This window comes from Streptomyces afghaniensis (assembly GCF_044327915.1).
In the GTDB taxonomy this organism is placed as follows: Bacteria; Actinomycetota; Actinomycetes; order Streptomycetales; family Streptomycetaceae; genus Streptomyces; species Streptomyces afghaniensis.
In genome coordinates, this window is the sequence record NZ_JBIRGJ010000003.1 from 186,565 (window position 1) to 204,412 (window position 17,848).

At 72.9% G+C, this 17,848-nt stretch carries 18 protein-coding genes; 5 read left to right on the forward strand and 13 right to left on the reverse strand.

Going from position 1 to position 17,848, the window contains the following annotated elements; all coding sequences use genetic code 11:
- Positions 1 to 68: 68 nt before the first annotated feature.
- Entirely contained in the window at positions 69 to 1,352 is a 1,284-nt protein-coding gene (locus ACH4G3_RS11435; RefSeq protein WP_397624244.1) for an adenylosuccinate synthase, read from the reverse strand.
- A 186-nt stretch (positions 1,353 to 1,538) separates the two neighbouring features.
- Between ACH4G3_RS11435 and ACH4G3_RS11440 the strand changes: the two genes are divergently transcribed.
- Positions 1,539 to 2,402 (forward strand): diacylglycerol kinase family protein, encoded by an 864-nt coding sequence (locus ACH4G3_RS11440; protein ID WP_397624245.1) that lies wholly within the window; start codon positions 1,539 to 1,541, stop codon positions 2,400 to 2,402.
- Between the two features lie 13 nt (positions 2,403 to 2,415).
- Here ACH4G3_RS11440 and ACH4G3_RS11445 read toward each other — a convergent pair whose 3' ends face one another.
- The gene (locus ACH4G3_RS11445) at positions 2,416 to 2,913 is read right to left on the reverse strand and encodes a GbsR/MarR family transcriptional regulator (protein ID WP_397624246.1); all 498 of its coding nucleotides are present in this window, start codon (positions 2,911 to 2,913) and stop codon (positions 2,416 to 2,418) included.
- 74 nt (positions 2,914 to 2,987) lie between these two features.
- On the opposite strand from ACH4G3_RS11445, the gene ACH4G3_RS11450 reads away from it, so the two are divergent.
- From ACH4G3_RS11450 to ACH4G3_RS11460, 3 genes are read left to right on the forward strand one after another with little or no spacing between them, the layout of a single operon-like run.
- A complete protein-coding gene (locus ACH4G3_RS11450; RefSeq protein ID WP_397624247.1) occupies positions 2,988 to 3,884 on the forward strand; it encodes an ABC transporter ATP-binding protein in 897 nt (298 codons plus the stop codon).
- Positions 3,881 to 5,479 (forward strand): ABC transporter permease, encoded by a 1,599-nt coding sequence (locus tag ACH4G3_RS11455; protein ID WP_397624248.1) that lies wholly within the window; start codon positions 3,881 to 3,883, stop codon positions 5,477 to 5,479. Before ACH4G3_RS11450 ends, ACH4G3_RS11455 begins: the two co-directional genes overlap by 4 nt.
- Positions 5,480 to 5,524: 45 nt before the next feature.
- Positions 5,525 to 5,749: a hypothetical protein gene (locus ACH4G3_RS11460; protein ID WP_397624249.1), complete on the forward strand. Its 225-nt coding sequence runs from the start codon at positions 5,525 to 5,527 to the stop codon at positions 5,747 to 5,749.
- Here the strand turns inward: ACH4G3_RS11460 and ACH4G3_RS11465 are convergent.
- A complete protein-coding gene (locus tag ACH4G3_RS11465) occupies positions 5,733 to 6,950 on the reverse strand; it encodes a cytochrome P450 (RefSeq protein WP_397624250.1) in 1,218 nt (405 codons plus the stop codon). The two genes, ACH4G3_RS11460 and ACH4G3_RS11465, sit on opposite strands and share 17 nt — an antisense overlap.
- A 137-nt stretch (positions 6,951 to 7,087) precedes the next feature.
- On the opposite strand from ACH4G3_RS11465, the gene ACH4G3_RS11470 reads away from it, so the two are divergent.
- Positions 7,088 to 7,465 (forward strand): SH3 domain-containing protein, encoded by a 378-nt coding sequence (locus ACH4G3_RS11470; protein ID WP_397618335.1) that lies wholly within the window; start codon positions 7,088 to 7,090, stop codon positions 7,463 to 7,465.
- 53 nt (positions 7,466 to 7,518) lie between these two features.
- Here the strand turns inward: ACH4G3_RS11470 and ACH4G3_RS11475 are convergent, their stop codons facing one another.
- From ACH4G3_RS11475 to ACH4G3_RS11520, 10 genes are all read right to left on the reverse strand, one after another.
- Positions 7,519 to 8,184 (reverse strand): response regulator, encoded by a 666-nt coding sequence (locus tag ACH4G3_RS11475; protein WP_020270365.1) that lies wholly within the window; start codon positions 8,182 to 8,184, stop codon positions 7,519 to 7,521.
- Positions 8,181 to 9,518, reverse strand: a complete 1,338-nt coding sequence (locus ACH4G3_RS11480) for a sensor histidine kinase (RefSeq protein WP_397624251.1) — start codon at positions 9,516 to 9,518, stop codon at positions 8,181 to 8,183. The genes ACH4G3_RS11475 and ACH4G3_RS11480 overlap by 4 nt, the downstream gene beginning before the upstream one ends.
- A gap of 122 nt (positions 9,519 to 9,640) precedes the next feature.
- On the reverse strand, positions 9,641 to 10,324 hold the full coding sequence (locus ACH4G3_RS11485) for a response regulator (protein WP_397624252.1): 684 nt from the start codon (positions 10,322 to 10,324) through the stop codon (positions 9,641 to 9,643).
- On the reverse strand, positions 10,321 to 11,712 hold the full coding sequence (locus tag ACH4G3_RS11490) for a sensor histidine kinase (protein ID WP_397624253.1): 1,392 nt from the start codon (positions 11,710 to 11,712) through the stop codon (positions 10,321 to 10,323). Before ACH4G3_RS11490 ends, ACH4G3_RS11485 begins: the two co-directional genes overlap by 4 nt.
- The gene (locus ACH4G3_RS11495) at positions 11,705 to 12,937 is read right to left on the reverse strand and encodes an acyltransferase family protein (RefSeq protein ID WP_397624254.1); all 1,233 of its coding nucleotides are present in this window, start codon (positions 12,935 to 12,937) and stop codon (positions 11,705 to 11,707) included. Before ACH4G3_RS11495 ends, ACH4G3_RS11490 begins: the two co-directional genes overlap by 8 nt.
- Entirely contained in the window at positions 12,930 to 13,931 is a 1,002-nt protein-coding gene (locus ACH4G3_RS11500) for an alpha/beta hydrolase (protein WP_397624255.1), read from the reverse strand. The genes ACH4G3_RS11495 and ACH4G3_RS11500 overlap by 8 nt, the downstream gene beginning before the upstream one ends.
- 212 nt (positions 13,932 to 14,143) lie before the next feature.
- A complete protein-coding gene (locus tag ACH4G3_RS11505; RefSeq protein ID WP_397624256.1) occupies positions 14,144 to 15,010 on the reverse strand; it encodes an alpha/beta hydrolase in 867 nt (288 codons plus the stop codon).
- Positions 15,011 to 15,173: 163 nt separating this feature from the next.
- A complete protein-coding gene (kynU, locus tag ACH4G3_RS11510; protein WP_397624257.1) occupies positions 15,174 to 16,358 on the reverse strand; it encodes a kynureninase in 1,185 nt (394 codons plus the stop codon).
- The gene (locus ACH4G3_RS11515; RefSeq protein ID WP_354737079.1) at positions 16,351 to 17,181 is read right to left on the reverse strand and encodes a tryptophan 2,3-dioxygenase family protein; all 831 of its coding nucleotides are present in this window, start codon (positions 17,179 to 17,181) and stop codon (positions 16,351 to 16,353) included. The genes kynU and ACH4G3_RS11515 overlap by 8 nt, the downstream gene beginning before the upstream one ends.
- A 152-nt stretch (positions 17,182 to 17,333) precedes the next feature.
- Positions 17,334 to 17,747, reverse strand: a complete 414-nt coding sequence (locus ACH4G3_RS11520) for a DUF3151 domain-containing protein (protein WP_010032064.1) — start codon at positions 17,745 to 17,747, stop codon at positions 17,334 to 17,336.
- Between the last annotated feature and the right edge of the window lie 101 nt (positions 17,748 to 17,848).

A 17,848-nucleotide genomic window follows, 5' to 3' on the forward strand; every position in this document is an offset into this window, starting at 1 on the left:
TTCAGCCTATGCCCGATCACCGGCGCCCGCGCGGGGCGCCGGTGATCGGGCACTGACGGCCCTTCGGCCTACAGGAACGAGTTGATCTCGATCGTCTCGTCCCGGCCCGGGCCCACGCCGATCGCGGAGATCGGGGCGCCGGACATCTCCTCCAGCGCCTTGACGTAGCTCTGGGCGTTCTTCGGCAGGTCGCCGAAGGACTTCGCCTTGGAGATGTCCTCGCTCCAGCCCGGGAGCATCTCGTAGACGGGCTTGGCGTGGTGGAAGTCGGTCTGGGAGTAGGGCAGCTCCTCGACCCGCTTGCCGTCGATCTCGTACGCCACACAGACCGGGATCTGCTCCCAGCCGGTGAGGACGTCGAGCTTGGTGAGGAAGAAGTCGGTCAGGCCGTTCACCCGGGTCGCGTAGCGGGCGATCACCGCGTCGAACCAGCCGCAGCGCCGATCACGGCCGGTGGTGACACCGCGCTCGCCGCCGATCCGGCGCAGCGCCTCGCCGTCCTCGTCGAACAGCTCCGTCGGGAACGGGCCCGCGCCGACGCGGGTCGTGTAGGCCTTCAGGATGCCGATGACGCGGCTGATCTTCGTCGGGCCCACGCCCGCGCCCGTGCAGGCGCCGCCCGCGGTCGGGTTGGAGGAGGTGACGAAGGGGTACGTGCCGTGGTCGATGTCCAGGAGCGTGCCCTGGCCGCCCTCGAACAGGACGACCTTGTCCTCCTCCAGCGCCTGGTTGAGGACCAGGACGGTGTCGGCGACGTACGGCGCGAGCTTGTCGGCGTAGCCCAGCAGCTCCTCGACGACCTGGTCGACGGCGATCGCGCGCCGGTTGTAGAGCTTGGTGAGGATCTGGTTCTTGACGTCGAGGGCCGCCTCGACCTTCTGCGTGAGGATCGACTCGTCGTACAGGTCCTGCACGCGGATACCGACGCGGTTGATCTTGTCGGCGTAGGTCGGGCCGATGCCGCGCCCGGTCGTGCCGATCTTCCGCTTGCCGAGGAAGCGCTCCGTCACCTTGTCGACCGTGACGTTGTACGGCGTGATGATGTGCGCGTTTCCGCTGAGGAGGAGCTTGGAGGTGTCGACACCACGCTCGTTCAGACCGCTCAGCTCGGAGAGCAGGACCGACGGGTCGACGACGACACCGTTACCGATGACCGGCGTGCAGCCGGGAGACAGGATTCCGGAAGGGAGCAGGTGGAGGGCGTACTTCTGGTCACCCACGACCACCGTGTGGCCGGCGTTGTTGCCGCCCTGGTAGCGCACTACATAGTCCACCGAGCCACCGAGAAGGTCGGTGGCCTTTCCCTTGCCTTCGTCACCCCACTGAGCACCGAGCAGCACAAGTGCGGGCACGCGCGTACACCCCTTCCGGGCGGGGCATGTCCATGGTCGAGGGCGAACGCGGAGCGTCTGCAGCCGCGTGCACCGCGACCGCCGTTGGCCGCCAACCGTCGGACCGGATGCCCCGGAATAGACGAAGCCCCTGGCGCAATAGCGCAAGGGGCTCTTGCACAAAGATGCTACCCGAGGAAGCGAGGCATGGCCGAGGTGGCGACTTCCGCGACGTCCGAGCAGCTGTTGGTGGTGGTCGACCCGGTCGCCCGTCGGTCGGACGGCGAGTCCGTACGGATCGCGAAAGACGTGCTCGGAGCGGGTGCGGCCGTGAAGCTGTGCCTGCCGGAGGGGCCGGAGGAGTTCGCCCGGGCGCTGGCCCGGCGGGGCTCGCGGCGCCCGGTCGTGGTCGGTGACGACCGGGCCCTGATCCGCGCGGTGTCGCTGCTGCACCGGCATCGGGAGCTGGCCGGATGTGCGCTGTCGGTGGTGCCGGTCGGGGGTGTGCTGTCCCTCGCCCGGTCGCTGGGGGTGCCGACGGGGACGGTGGCGGCGGCGCGGGCGGTGCTCGACGGGGTCGAGCGGCGGATGGACCTGCTGGTCGACGACAGCGACGGGGTGGTGCTCGGCGCGCTGCGGATACCGCCGGTGACGGCAGGCGCCCAGGCATCGGATGCCGAGGACGCGCCGGGCCGCCCCTGGCTGCGGACCTGCCAGTCCCTGGTCCGCACCCTGGTCCCGGCCGCCCGCCCGTCCCGGCTCGCCTCCGCGCCCGAGCCCGGTCCCTCCCGGCTGCGGGTCGAGGTGGACGGCGAGACCCTCGTCGATCTGCACCAGCCGGTCGAGGCGGTGTCGGTGTTGCCCTCGGCCTGCGGTGTGGCGGCGGTGGAGGTCCGCCCGGTGTCGGTGGGCGCCGAGGCATCGCCCCTGCTCGCTCAGGGCCGGACGGTGACGGTGTCGGGAGCCCACTTCCGCTACCGGGCGGACATGGTGGTGTCGGGGCCGGTACGGACCCGGACATGGGTGGTCCGGGAGGGCGCCTGGGGGTTGACGGTGCCGGCTGCGCCGTGAGCCCCACCGGGCGTCATTCCGGCCCGAACGTCTTCTCCCGGTGCACGCGCCAGCGCTCCATCAGCGCCGCGAGTTCGCTCTCCATGAACTCGAAGAAGGCCAGCGTCTCGGACATGCGGCGGCCGGCCGGGGTGTCGGCGCCGAGGCTGGTGACGCCTTCGCGCAGGGCCTCCTCCCAGCGTTTGAGGACGGCGTCGCGGTTGGTCAGGGCCTCGTACCACTGGTCGCCGCGCACCCGGTAGCGCTCGCGGCGCGAGCCGGGCTCCCGTTCGCGCGAGACCATGTGCGTCTGGGCCAGGTAGCGCACCGCGCCGGACACCGCCGCGGGACTGATCCGGAGCTGTTCGCCCAGCTCGGCCGAGGTCATGGAGGCCTCGTCCGAGGAGAGGAGCGCGGCGAAGACCCGGGCGGGCATCCGCGGCATCCCGGCCTCGACGAGCTGCGCCGCGAAGGACTCGACGAACCTCGACACCGTCTCCGCGTCCCGCGCGCCCCTGGCTGATTCCGTCATGGGACGCATCCTATCCGCGATTCACTGGCTTCCTTAACTTCACAATTTTCTGAAGGAAGCGTACGTTCTGAAGCATGACGAAGGCCATCACCGTCTCCGGACTGCACAAGTCCTTCGGACGGACGCACGCTCTCGACGGACTCGACCTGGAGGTCACTTCCGGCGAGGTCCACGGCTTCCTCGGGCCCAACGGCTCGGGCAAGTCCACCACCATCCGGGTCCTGCTCGGCCTGCTGCGCGCCGACTCGGGCGCCGCACAGGTGCTGGGCCACGACCCCTGGACGGACGCGGTGGAGGCGCACCGCCGTATCGCCTACGTCCCCGGGGACGTGACGCTGTGGCGCAACCTCTCCGGCGGTGAGGTCATCGACCTGTACGGCAGGCTGCGCGGAGGGCTGGACCCCCGGCGCCGGGCGGAGCTGATCGAGCGGTTCGAGCTCGACCCGACCAAGAAGGGCCGCACCTACTCCAAGGGCAACCGGCAGAAGGTCGCCCTGGTCGCCGCGTTCGCCTCGGACGTCGACCTGCTGATCCTGGACGAGCCGACCTCGGGCCTGGACCCGCTGATGGAGGAGGTCTTCCAGCGCTGTGTGGCCGAGGAGCGCGACCGGGGCCGCACGATCCTGCTCTCCTCCCACATCCTGAGCGAGGTCGAGGAGCTGTGCGACCGGGTGAGCATCATCCGCAAGGGCCGCACGGTCGAGAGCGGTTCGCTCGCCGACCTGCGCCACCTGACCCGCACCAGTGTCGTCGCCGAACTCGCGGGCCCTCCCGACGGGCTGGCGAACCTGCCCGGCGTCCACGACCTCGACGTGCAGGGGCGCCGGGTCCGGCTCCAGGTCGACACCGACGAACTGGACGCCGTTCTGCGCTCCCTGAGTGAGTCGGGCGTGCGGTCGCTGACGTCGACGCCGCCGACGCTGGAGGAACTGTTCCTGCGGCACTATCAGGACGAGGCGGCCGCCCGATGACGGCCTTCGCGGTGCGGCCCGGCAGCTCACGCCAGCTGGCCGGGACGGGCACGCTGCTGCGTTTCGCCCTGCGCCGCGACCGGCTGATGATGCCGGTGTGGATCGCGGTGAACGCCCTGATGGCCCTCTCCATGCCGAACACCCTGGAGAGCCTCTACGGCACCCCGGCCGAACGCGCCGACCTGATCCGGCAGATGGGGACCAACTCCTCGCTGCGCGCGATGGTCGGGCCGGTCTTCGACGACTCGCTGGGCGCGCTGACGGCGTGGCGGGTCGGCGTCTACGCGGGCGCCCTGGCCGCCGTGCTGAGCCTGCTGGTCGTCGTCCGGCACACCCGGGACGAGGAGGAGAGCGGCCGTCAGGAGCTGGTGGCGTCCGGGACGGTGGGCCGCCGGGCCTCCCTGACGGCGGCGCTGCTGGCGGCGGCGGTCGCGAACGGGGTGCTCGCCCTGCTGCTCACCGCCGGCCTGGCCGGCCAGGGTACGACCGGTGCACTGGCCCTGGGCCTCGGCATCGCCGGAGTGGGGATGGTCTTCGCCACGATGGCGGCGATCGTCGCCCAGCTCACGGAGAGCGCGCGGCTGGCCCGGGGTCTGACGGCGGCGGTGCTGGGCGCCGCGTTCGTGCTGCGCGCGGCGGGCGACTCGGCGACGGACGACGGTTCGTCGGTGCTGACCTGGCTGTCGCCGCTGGGCTGGCTGGAGAACCTGCGGCCGTACGCGGACGAACGCTGGTGGGTGCTGGCGCTGCTCGCCGGGGCGGTCCTGCTCCAGGGCGCGGTGGCCTACGGGCTGGCCGGCCGCCGGGACATCGGCATGAGCTTCCTGCCCACCCGGCCGGGCCCGGCGTCCGGCCGCCTGGGCAGCGCGGGCGCGCTGGCCTGGCGGTTGCAGCGGGGCAGCGTGCTGGGCTGGAGCATCGGCTTCCTCCTGGCCGGGGTCGTCTACGGCGGCATGACCGAGGGCGCCGCCGACCTGGTCGGCGACAACGAGAACGCCCGGCGGATCTTCGAGCGGATGGGCGGCCGGTCCGGCCTGACGGACACGTTCCTGGCCTCGATGACCGGCATGCTCGGCCTGGTCGCGGCGCTCTACATCGTGGCGTCGGTGCTCCGCCCGCACGGCGAGGAGACCTCCGGCCGGGCGGAACCGGTGCTGGCGAACGCGGTCGGGCGCCTGCGGTGGGCCGCGGGCCACCTGGTGATCGCCTTCGGCGGTTCTGCGCTCATCATGCTCCTGGCCGGCCTCGGCCTGGCGGCCGGTTACGGCAAGGAGACCGGCCCGATCCTGGGGGCGTGCCTGGTGCAGCTGCCGGCGATCTGGGTGATCGGCGGCCTCACGGTCCTGCTGATCGGCGTACTGCCCCGGGCAGCGGCGGCGGCCTGGGGCGTCGCCGGGGCGGTGCTGCTGATCGGCTGGGTCGGCCCCGCGCTGGACGTCCCGCAGGCGGTGCTGGACGTGTCTCCCTTCGGCCATCTGCCCAAGTTGCCGGGCGGGGAGATGGAGTGGGGGCCGGTGCTGGTCCTGCTGGGGCTGGCCGTGGTGCTGGTGGCCGCCGGCCTGGCGGGGTTGCGGCGCCGGGACATGACGACCTGAGCGGTGCCGGAACTGCGAAGCGGCCCGCGTACGTCCATGCGGGGCATGGGACAACGTACGCAGGCCGCGGCCGGTTGCCTGACCGCGGCGGTCGGCGCGGGCGCGGGACTCGCGGTGTGGGCCGTCGACGTCCGGGAGCGCCTCTGGCGGTTCGAGGCGGCCCCGGACTGGAGCGTGCTCTACGCCGAACTGCCGCTGGCTCTCCTCGGCGGAGTCGCCGCCGCCCTAGTGGCCTGGGCGTTGCTCCGGCGTCTCAGGCCGCGACGCTGAGGCCCTCGAGACCCCGGATCACGAAGTTCGGCTTCCGCCGCGGCTCCTCGGCGAGGCGGAGTGCCGGGGCCTTCTCCAGCAACGCCGCCATCGACGCCGCCAGTTCGATACGGGCCAGGGGTGCGCCGATGCAGTAGTGGATGCCTGCGCTGAAGGAGATGTGGGGGTTGTCCGGGCGGGTCAGGTCCAGGGCGGACGGGTTCTCGAACACCGTCGGGTCGTGGTTGGCGGAGCCGAAGAGCAGGGCGACCTCCGCGCCGCGGGGGATCGTCGTGCCGTCGAGTTCGATTTCGTCCAGGACCCAGCGCTCGAAGAGCTGGAGCGGGGTGTCGTAGCGCATCAGTTCCTCGACGGCGGAGCGGATCAGCGTGTGGTCCGCGCGCAGCAGCTCCAGCTGGGCCGGGTTGCGGAACAGGGCGTACCAGCCGTTGACCGTGGCGTTCACCGTGGCCTCGTGGCCGGCGTTGAGGAGGAGGACCGCCGTCGAGATCATCTCCTGCTCGGTGAGGCGGTCGCCCTCGTCGTGGGCCGCGATCAGGCCCGAGATCAGGTCCTCGCCGGGCTCCTTGCGGCGGGCCGCGATCAGTTCGCGCAGGTAGTCGGAGAACTCCACGGACGCCCGGACCGCCTTCGCCGCCGTCTCCTCGGACGGGTTCAGCTCGTACATCCCGCAGATGTCCGCCGACCAGGGGCGCAGCGGGGCCCGGTCGGACTCCGGGATGCCGAGCATCTCGGCGATCACCGCCACCGGGAGGGGCTCGGCGACGTCCTTCAGCAGGTCGCCGCCGCCCGCTGCGACCAGGGCCGAGGCGAGCTCCTCCGCCAGGCCCCGCACGTACGGCTTCAGCCGCTCCACCGTGCGGGGTGTGAACGCCTTCGACACCAGGCGCCGGATCCGGGTGTGGTCCGGCGGCTCCAGGTCGAGCATCCCGTGGTCGTTGAGCGTGTGGAACGGCTCCTGCTCCGGCGGGGGCGGGGTGCGGCCGAACTCCTCGTGGGTGAACCGGTGCTGGTACGTCCGGCCCAGGCGCCGGTCGCGCAGCAGCGCCGAGACGTCCGCGTGCTGCGGGACGAGCCACTGGTTCGTGGGCTCGTAGTAGTGCACCCGGCCCCTCGCACGCAGCTCGGCGTAGGCGGGGTACGGGTCGGCGAGGAACGCCGGGTCCCACGGGTCGAACGCGAGGTCGAAAGCAGCTGCCATGGACGGACGCTAGCTCCACAGCCCCATCCCTGACCAGGGGGGTTCCGCCGAGACCGGCGGACCGGGCCTCGATCAAGATCGTTAAGCTGGGCGTGCCGCCTGAGCGGCACAAGCCTTCGTGAGGAAAGAACAACTTCATGACACAGCAGCGAGCCAAGCTCCGCACCCGCGTCCCCGCCCGTCTGGCCGCCTCGGCCGTGCTGGCCCTGTCGCTGACCGCCGGCGCGGTCGCGACCACCGCCCCGGCCGCCACCGCCGCCGAGATGCCGTGCAAGCCGCGCGTCTACTACTACGTCTACAAGAGCAGCGGCGTGAACTTCCGCACGGGCCCCGGCACCGGCTACAAGTCCAAGGGCATCCTCCACAAGAACGACTGGGGCAAGAAGGTCGGCACCAAGGGCTCCTGGATCAAGCTGAAGCTGGGCCAGAAGTCCAAGAGCGGCCTGGCCAAGGGCACCACCGGCTGGGTTTCCAAGTCGTACGTGAGCGACTGCGTGCCGATGCAGCTGGACTGATCCGGACTGATCCGGACCGTCGCCTCGCGGGCCCGCGGGGCGGCGTCCCCCGGCTAGCCGGGCGTCACCAGCCGCGCCTCGTACGCGAACACCGCCGCCTGCGTCCGGTCCCTGAGCCCCAGCTTCACCAGGATCCGGCTGACGTGTGTCTTGATCGTCGACTCGGCGACCACCAGCCGCTCGGCGATCTCCGCGTTCGACAGGCCCTGCGCGATCAGGACCAGCACCTCCGTCTCCCGGTCGGTGAGGTCGCCGTACGCCGCCTGCGCGGAGGGCATGAGGCGGGGGGTCTCGGACAGCTTGGAGAACTCGGTGATCAGACGCCGGGTCACCGAGGGTGCCAGGAGGGCCTCACCGGCGGCCACGACCCGCACCCCGTCGGCGAGCTGGCGGGCCGAGGCGTCCTTGAGGAGGAACCCGGAGGCTCCCGCGCGCAGCGCCTGGTAGACGTACTCGTCGAGGTCGAAGGTGGTGAGCACCAGCACCTTCGCCGCGCCGTCGGCGGCGACGATCTCGCGGGTCGCCTCGATGCCGTTCAGCTCGGGCATGCGGATGTCCATCAGCACGACGTCCGGGGCCAGCTCGCGGACCTTCGCGACGGCCTCCCGGCCGTTCACCGCCTCGCCGACGACCTCGATGTCCGGCATCGCGTTCAGCAGGACCGAGAAGCCCTCGCGCACCATCATCTGGTCGTCCGCGATCAGCACGCGAATGGTCATGCGTCGTCCTCGTCCGGCAGGGCGACCGGCAGGAACACCGCCACCTCGTAACCTCCGTCGTCCGTGCCGCCCGCCGTCATCTCGCCGTTCAGCATCGTCACCCGCTCCCGCATGCCCGTGATGCCGTGCCCGGCGCCCGGCGAGGGCTTGATCAGGCTCGGGTTCGGCGGCGGGCCGTTGACTATGCGCAGGCCCAGGCCGCCGAGCACGTACCCGATCTCCACGCGGGCACTCGCACCCGGCGCGTGCCGCAGGGTGTTGCTCAGGGCCTCCTGCACGATCCGGTACGCCGACAGCTCCACGCCCTGCGGCAGCTCGCGCACCGCACCGGTCACCACCTTCTCCACGCTCAGCCCGGCGTCCCGCACATTGGCCAGCAGCCCCTCCAGATCGGCGAGCGTGGGCTGCGGTGCGTCCGGGGCCTCGTAGTCCTCGGCGCGGACGACGCCCAGGACACGGCGCAGCTCCGTCAGGGCCGCCACCGCGTTCTCCCGGATGGTGGCGAAGGCCTTCTCCAGCTCCGGCGGCGGGTTCTCCACCCGGTAGGGCGCGGCCTCCGCCTGGATGGCCACCACCGACATGTGGTGGGCGACCACGTCGTGCAGTTCGCGGGCGATCGTCGTGCGCTCCTCCAGCAGCGTGCGGCGGGAGCGCTCGTGCGCGGTGACCGTCTGCTGCGCGGTGACCTCCTGCTCCGCGTGGCGGCGGATGTGCCAGACGGTGACGGCGAGGAGGACGAACGCGGAGACGGCCAGCATGGGGCCGGTGTTGGTGCTGTAGCGGCCCGCCGAGCCGAAGATCGTCTCCGCGAGGATGCCGTAGAGCGCGGTCAGCGCCCACATCCAGGCCGCTGTGCGCGGCCGGGTGCGGATGGCCACGATCGTCAGCACCGTCAGGTGGCAGGCGAAGCTGCCCGGCAGCCAGGGCCAGTCCCCCCACGGGTCGCCGAAGGGGAGCGCGAGCGGGGTGGCCACCATGGACAGCCAGAACGCTCCGACCGGCCGGACCATGGTCAGCAGGATCGGGACCGCGGCGAGCAGGCCGAGCAGCAACGCGAAGCCGTCGTCGACCGTGGCGATGGCCAGGGCGAACAGGGCGGCCGCGCAGACCACGGCGTGCGGCGTCCAGGCCGCGTAGTCCCGCAGGCGCCCGGGCAGCCGCCGGGTCAGGGGGCCGTCGACGCGCATGCGCGGCAGCAGGCGGTAGGCGAACGCGTCGTGCATCAGGTCCTGCCGCAGCCCGCGCAGGGCGTCCGCGGCCAGCCGGAACTCCGGGCTGCGCGGCTTGGCCCCGTCGCCCGGCGGCGTGGTCTGCAGGTGAGTCGTCTCGGTCACGTACAGAACGGTAAGCGCGCCCCCGGGTCGCGGTCGTCCTCAGTGAGAGGGGTTCCGGGGCGTCCCTCTCAGGTACTACGGGGGCCGGCCGGGTCCCCGTCCGGTACATCGAGGCCCCCGCCTCAGTACCCCGCCGGCCGGACCAGCCCCGATTCGTACGCGAACACCGCCGCCTGCGTCCGGTCCCTCAGGCCCAGCTTCACCAGGATCCGGCCCACATGGGTCTTCACCGTCTGCTCGGCGACGAACAGGTGCCTGGAGATCTCCGCGTTCGACAGGCCCTGCGCGATCAGGGCGAGCACCTCCGTCTCCCGCTCGGTCAGGTCACCGATCCGCTCCTTGAGCGGGGCGCGGGGACGGTCGTCCAGCCGGGAGAACTCGGCGATCAGCTTGCGGGTGATGACCGGGGCGAGCAGCGCGTCACCGGCCGCGATCACCCGGACCGCCTCGGCGAGCTGCTCCGACGACGCGTCCTTCAGCAGGAACCCGGAGGCTCCGGCGCGCAGCGCGTCGTACACGTACTCGTCGAGGTCGAAGGTGGTGAGCACCAGCACCTTGATGTCCGGGTTCGCGGTCGTGATGCGCTCGGTGGCCTCGATGCCGCCGATCCCGGGCATGCGGATGTCCATGAGGACGACGTCCGGGGCGGTCTCGGCCGCCTTCGCGACGCCGCCCTCGCCGTCCTTCGCCTCACCGACGACCTCTATGTCGGGCTGGGTGCCGAGCAGCACGGTGAAGCCCTGCCGGACCATCGCCTGGTCGTCGACGATGAGAACCCGGATGGGTCGGCCGGCGCTGCTCGTCATGGGGTCCCTCCCCGGGGATCGGTGGTCTTGTCGGTGGAACGGGTGGTGCCCGGGGCGTCGGCGGGCGGCGTGTCCGGGAGGAACGCGGTGACCTTGAAGCCGTCCCAGTGCCACGGGTGTGCCGTCATGGTGCCGCCGAGCATCGCGACCCGCTCCCGCATGCCGAGCAGTCCGTGCCCGGCTCCCGTCGAGGGCGGTGCGGGCCCGGTCGGCCGGCCGTTGACGACCTCCACCTCCAGGCCGTCCGGCTGGTACGTGAGACGGACCGTGGCTCTCGCGCCGGGCGCGTGCCGCAGGACGTTGCTCAGCGCCTCCTGCACGATCCGGTACGCGGACAGCTCCACGCCGGGCGGCAGCGGCCGCCGCTCGCCGTTGATCTCGGTGATGACCTCGCGGCCGGCGGCCCGGGTGTTCTCCACCAGCGCGTCGAGCCGGTCGAGATCCGGCTGCGGGGCGTGGCCGGCGCCGTCGCCGCCGAGGCCGGCGGGCGTCTCCCCCGGCCCGGCCTGCTCCGAGCGCAGCACGCCCAGCACCCGGCGCAGCTCGGTCAGCGCCTCCAGCGCGTTCTGCCGGATGCCGGCGAGGTTCTCCTTGAGTTCGTCGGGCGGGTTCTCGACCAGGTGGGGGGCGACCTGCGCCTGGATGGAGATGACCGACATGTGGTGGGCCACCACGTCGTGCAGCTCCCGAGCAATGCGGCTGCGCTCCTCCAGCAGGGTGCGCCGGGTGCGCTCCTCGGCGGTGAGCGTGGTCTGCTCGACCAGTTGCGCGCGGGCCTCGCGGCGGCCGCGCAGGGCGGTGCCGACGACCACGACGACGGCGAACAGGGTGACCGCGAGCACCCCGGTGGGCACATAGCCGGCCGCGCCCAGCAGTCCCTGGACGACGTAGGTGAGGAGCACGGTCAGCGCGAGCACCTCGGTGGACACCCTGGTACGCACTCGCAGGGCGAGCAGCAGCAGCACCGCCATGTGTCCGATGATCCCCGCCGACGTCCAGGGCCAGGTGAAGTCGCGGGCGCCACCTGCCAGCAGTTGGCGGCGCACCTCGAGGGCGCCCAGCACCATGGCCCCCATCGAGAGCCACCACGCCGGGATCGGCCGCCACAGCGCGAGCACTACGGCACCGCCCGACGCCAGCCCGAGCAGGAAGGCGATCTGCGGGCCCACCCCTCCGTTGTCGCCGAGCTGCGCCACCCCGCCGAACGTGACCCCGAACGCGACCAGACACAGCACGCCGTGCGGAAACCAGCGCAGCCACATGGACGGCGGCAACGGGTCCGCCCGGGCGGTCCACAGGTCCTCCCGCAGCACCCGCAGCCAGCCCCCGACGCGCGCCCGCAGCGCGCGGCCCACCCCCGTGTCCGTCACGCGCCCCAGCCTAGACATGGCGGGCCTCCACCGCTGGCCCCCGGTCGGACGGACGGTGCGCCCGCACCACCCGCGACCTGCGACCCCGGCCGCCCGCGCCCTGCTCGAAGAACCGGAACGCGGCCCAGCACGCGGCGAGGGCCACTGCGAACACGGGCAGCCAGAGCAGCCGGGCCCCGACCCAGCCGAGGCTGTCGGGCGGCGTGTGCAGGCCGGGGAGCCGGCCCGCCAGGAGGCCGGTGGCCGTCGTGGCCATCAGGGCCGTCTGGTGCCACAGGAAGACGGTCATCGCGGAGAGGTTGACGAGGGCCACCGCCGCCCACGCCACGGGCCGACGCATCCCCTGCCGCAGCCGCTCCCGCAGCAGCAGGGCGAGACCGCACTGGGCCAGCCCGAACGTGACGACGGCCAGCGTCGGCGGGTCCAGGTTGGACATGCCCTCGCCCGGGACACCGACCATCGACGCCGGATAGCCCGCCCACGCGACGAGCCCCGCCGTCGCCACCGCACCGCCGACGAGCAGGATCCAGCCCGCGCGGCGGCGCTCCAGCTCGCCCCGGGTCCAGGCCGCGCCCAGCGTGAAGGGCACCAGCCAGCCCGCGGCGACGTTCACCCAGCCCAGCCAGGACGGGCCGCCGAGGCCGAAGCGCAACAGGTCCACATGCAGTACGACGGCCAGCGGCCACAGCGGGTTGAGCCGGGTGAGCAGCGGGGTCGCCGCCGTCAGGGCCGCGAACACCACGAGGAACCACAGCGGGGACAGGGCCAGTTTCACCAGCGTCCGGACCGTCCCGAACTCGGCGCCCGACAGCAGCAGGGCCAGTGCGGCGACCGTCCACAGGCCGAGGACGGCCGCGACCGGTCGGAACAGCCGGGTCAGCCGGGCTGTCAGCCAGCGGTGGTACGGGACGCCACGGGCCCGGGCCGAGGCCAGACTGCGGGTGGCGACATGGCCGCCGACCAGGAAGAACACGGCGAGCGTCTGGAACAGCCAGGAGACGGGCGTCAGCCAGGGCATGTGCTGCAGAGGGCTCGCGGTGCGCAGGGTTCCGCTGTCGGCGACCAGGGCCGTGACCAGCCAGTGCCCGAGGACAACGCCGAGGACCGCGACGGCGCGCAGGGCGTCCACGGCCCGGTCACGGTCGGCCGGGGTGGCCGCGGCGACGCGCTCGGCGCCACGGCGCACCACGTGCCGGACACCTCGCTCCGCACCTCGGGCACCTCGTACTCCGACGTCAGTCATGGGTCACCGCCTTGGTCTCGCCCAGGACGATCCGGATCAGGTTGGTCAGGGAGGTCGAGCCGGGTCTGAAGTAGTCGCTGTGGCCGCCGTCGCCGGCCGCGAAGACCCGGGCGCCGAAGGCCGGGGAGACGGGGTCGGTGCCAAAACCGACGGTGGTGCCGAACAGGTCGGCGCTGACATGCGGGACGTTCTCCACCCAGTCGTCGGCGCCGCGGGCCGCCCAGACGCGGGCGCGGGTGTGCAGGGCGGTCACGGAGTCCGCGCCGGTGCCGGGGCTGCCGACGAGCGCGATGTCGTCGACGGCGAGCCCGGCGGCGGCCCGGCCGCAGACGACCGAGCCGTACGAGTGGCACAGCAGCGAGACGCGCGGTCCGCCGCCCGCTGTGGCGCGCAGGCCGGCGACGAGCGCGCGCAACCGCGGTGCCGCCTGCTCCGCCCTGCCCGTCGTGGTGACCGTCGCGCTCACCGTGCCCGGCGTCTCGTAGCCCAGCCAGGCCACGACCGCCGTGCGCGTGCCCGCGGGGGCCTCCCGTGCGAGCTGCCCGTACAGGGCGGCGGCGGCCGCGTGGAACCGGCCGTAGGTGTCGAGGCTCGTGTCGGAGCCGGGGACCAGGACGGCGATGCGGTCGGCGCGGGCGAGGTCGCCCAGGACCTCCGTCACCCGGCCGGAGCCACGGCCGTCGAAACGGAGGAGCTGCCGGGCCGGGGCGGCCAGCTGACGATCCGCCGCGGCCCGGTCCCGGTCGTGGTGGGCGGCGGCCATGCGGGCCGCTTCGGCGGCGTTGGCACGGTTGGCCGCGTACGCCTCGTCGAGCGTCGACGCGCTGAGAGGTGCGAGCAAGGCGGGTGCGGGCGCGGGGATGTCCGGGCGCCCGGCCGCGGAGAGGGGGAACACCACCGCGCCGGTGATGAGGGCGGCGAGCGCGGCGCGACGCCATCGGTGGGCGCGGCGCCGAGCGCCTTCACCAAAGCGGTACTCCGCCGCGGACCCCATGGTCGTCCCCCTCCAGCGCACCCGGCCATCGGGTCTGCACGGAAGGGAAGTTACGGAGCGGGACTCGTCGTCCGCGTCCCGCCGCGGAGCTCACCTGCGGACTGGCTCTCAGGTACTACGGGTACGACCTAAGGGTCTGACCGAAGAGGCCGCCACCAGGCCGGTTGAGCCATCACCAGGCCGGTTGAGCCATCACCAGGCCGGTTGAGCCATCACCAGGCCAGTTGGGCGATCTCCTCCACGACCACCGCGCACGCGTCCGCCGCCGGGTCGATGAGCGGGAAGTGCCCCACGTCCTCCAGCAGCGTCACTCCCACGATCTCCCCGGCCTTCGCCGCCGCGTCCGCGTACGACTCGGCGACCACCTGCGGCACGACGAGGTCCGTGCGGCCCTGGACGAGAGTGGTGGCGATGCCGGTGGGCAGCAGCAGCGCCGGGTCCGCGTACGGCTGCCGCTCCGCGAAGTGCTCGTCGGCGCCCAGGAGTTGCCGTACGGCCCCGCCGCACACGTCCAGCTTGTCGGCGACCGCGAGGTCCGCGATCGGGGCGAGGGCGACCACGCCGCGCAGGGCCGTCGGGCTGTCGCTGCGCCAGGGCGAGCCGGCCGGCAGGACGTGCCGGGACGCGGCCCACAGCGCGAGGTGCCCGCCCGCCGAGTGACCGGTGAGGACCGTACGGCGCGGGTCGGCCTGCGGCAGCAGCTCCCGGACGAGCCCCGGAAGGGCGTCCAGCGCCGCCGCGACGTCGTCGAAGGTGTCGGGCCAGCGCCCCGCGACGGAGTCGTCGTCACCACCACGCCGGTACTCGGCGCTGGCCACGGCGAACCCGCGGCGGGCGAGGAAGTCCGCGAACGGGCTGATGTGACGCCGGTCGTAGGGCGCCCGCCAGGCACCGCCGTGCAGCACGAGGACGACCGGGGCGGGCCCGCCCGGGCCGCCCTGCGCGCGCGGGGCGTAGAAGTCGATCACCTGGTCGGGGTGGTCGCCGTAGGCGGCGGTCACGTCGGGCTCGACGGGCGCGTGCGAGAACACCGACTTCTCTTCCGCGGCGGCCCGTGCTGCTGCGACGTCGTCCGTCATGCTCCAACCCCTCAGCGATCAAACGTAGATGGCGGACCAGGCGGGGATCCGGCCGTTGGCCGGGACGGTATCAGGCGCGTGACATGCGCGGACACGGGGATGTCACGCTGGGTGAAGACCGCAACGGCCCCCGCGGCGGCGGGGGCCGTTCGTCAGGGGGGACTCACCCCAGCGTCCGGGACAGCACCCGCGCCGCCCGCTCCACGTCGGCGAAGCCCACGTACAGCGGTGTGAAGCCGAAGCGCAGCACGTCCGGCGCCCGGAAGTCGCCGACCACCCCCCGCTCGATGAGCCGTTTCATCACGTCACCGGCGTCGTCACAGCGCAGGGCGATCTGGCTGCCCCGCTCCGTGTGCGGCACCGGCGTCAGGCACTCGACCCGGCCCTCGGGCACGTACTCCGCCACGCATTCCAGGAAGAAGTCCGTCAGCGCGAGCGACTTGGCCCGCACCGCCTCGACCGTCACCCCGTCCCACACCTCCAGGGCCGCCTCCAGGGCGAGCATGGAGAGGATGTCCGGGGTGCCGACCCGGCCGCGCAGGGCGCCGGGGGCCGGCTCGTACCCGCTGCGCATCCCGAACGGCTCGGCGTGGGAGTTCCAGCCGGGCAGCGGGGAGTCGAAGCGGTCCTGAAGCTCCCGGCGCACGTACAGGTACGCCGGTGAACCCGGCCCGCCGTTCAGGTACTTGTAGGTGCAGCCGACCGCGAGGTCCACGCCGTGCTCGTCCAGCCCCACGGGCAGCGCGCCCGCGCTGTGGCACAGGTCCCAGACGGCGTAGGCGCCCGCCCCGTGCACGGCGGCCGTCAGCGCCGGCAGGTCGTGCAGCCGGCCGGTGCGGTAGTCGACGTGGTTGAGGAGCACGGCGGCGGTACGGGCGCCCAGCGCGCCCGGCACGTCCGCCGGTGCCACCGGCCGCAGCGTGCGGCCGGTCATCCGGGCGGCGGACTCGGCGATGTACCCGTCGGTCGGGAAGGTCGTGGCGTCGACGAGGATCTCGTCGCGGCCCTCCCCGGCCATCCGTACCGCCCCCACAAGTGCCTTGAAGACGTTGACACTTGTCGAGTCGCCCACCACGATCTGCCCCGGCGCCGCGCCGACCAGCGGGGCGATCCGGTCACCGATCCGCTCGGGCGCCGTCCACCAGCCGCTCTCCTCCCAGGACCGGATGCGCAGTTCGCCCCACTGGCGGCGTACGACGTCCTCGACCCGCCCGGGGACGACGGCCGGCAGCGCGCCGAGCGAGTTGCCGTCGAGGTACACGACATCGTCGAGAACGAACCCGTCCCGCTTGCCGCGCAGCTCGTCGGCGGCGTCCAGCTTCTCCGCGCGCATCGCGAGTTCAGACATAGGACCGCGCCGTCCACAGCTCCGGGAACACGTGCTTCTGCGCCCGCTTCTCCAGCCAGGCCACTCCGGCGGAGCCGCCCGTGCCGGTCTTGGCGCCCATCGCTCGGCGGGTGGCGACGAGGTGGTCGTTGCGCCAGCGCCACACCAGCTCGGCGACATCCGTCAGCGCCTCGCCGAGCCGGGCGAGGTCGCCGCTCTCGTCACCCGAGTAGACGGCCGTCCAGGCGGCCTCCACCTCCGGCGACGGCTCGTAGCGCAGCGACACGTCACGCCCCAGCACGGCCTGGGGGATGTCGTACCCGCGCCGCGCGAGCAGCCGCACCACCTCGTCGTACAGGCTCGGCTCGTGCAGCGCCTTCTCCAGCTCGGCGTGCACACGCGGCGCGCCCCGGTGCGGGACGAGCATGGACGCGGACTTGTCGCCGAGCAGGAACTCCATCCGCCGGTACATCGCCGACTGGAACCCGGAGCCCTCGCCGAGGGCGGACCGGTACGAGTTGAACTGGGCCGGCGTGAGCTGGCCGAGCGGCTTCCAGGAGGCGTTGAGCGCCTCCAGCTCGCGCACGGACCTCTTCAGCGCGGCGGTCGCGGTGGGGACGTCGTCGCGGCGCAGCGCGTGTGCCGCCGTCTCCCACTCGTGGACGATGACCGTGAACCACAGCTCCATCACCTGGGTCGTGACCAGGAAGACCATCTCTCCGGGGTCGTCGGAGAGGGTGTGCTGGAGGTGGGTGAGCACGTCCGCCTTGACGTAGTCCTCGTACGGCGTCGTGCCGTGGAAATCGAGATGCGGGGTCTCGGGCTCGTGAGCCTCGTGGGACATCGCTGTCTCCTGCTTTGTAACTCCGGGTAGCGGTCCGCCCCTGCCGATGCCGGCACGGGGGCCCCGGTCCCCAGGGGCATACTCCGCAATCGTCCCCCGAAACCGCAAGGCCCGCCCGCTCGGCGGACGGGCCTCACGCACACGGACCGCCGTCAGCCCAGGACCTGCGCCGCCTCCGGCGAGGAGTCCTTGAGGAACTGGGAGCAGCGCTCGTACTCCTCCTGCTCGCCGATCGCCTGTGCGGCACGGGCGAGGGCGTGCAGGGCACGCAGGAAGCCGCGGTTCGGCTCGTGCTCCCACGGGACGGGGCCGTGGCCCTTCCAGCCGTTGCGGCGCAGCGCGTCCAGGCCGCGGTGGTAGCCCGTACGGGCGTATGCGTACGACTCGACGGTCGCGCCCCGCTCGAACGCCTCGTCGGCGAGCTGCGCCCAGGCGAGCGAGGAGGTGGGGTGCGCGGCGGCGACGTCGACCGGCGCGGTACCCGACGCGAGCATTTCCCGTGGCCCGGGGTCGTCGGGGAGGTGGGTCGGGGGCGGGCCCCCGAGGAGGTTCTCGTGAATGGACATGGGTCAAGTCTGCGCCATGAGGACAGCTGCGGCGCCGTCCCGGGGTGGGCAACCCGGCGCTTCCGGGTGCCCGGCGTTGTCGCTGGGGCCACGCGGGTCCG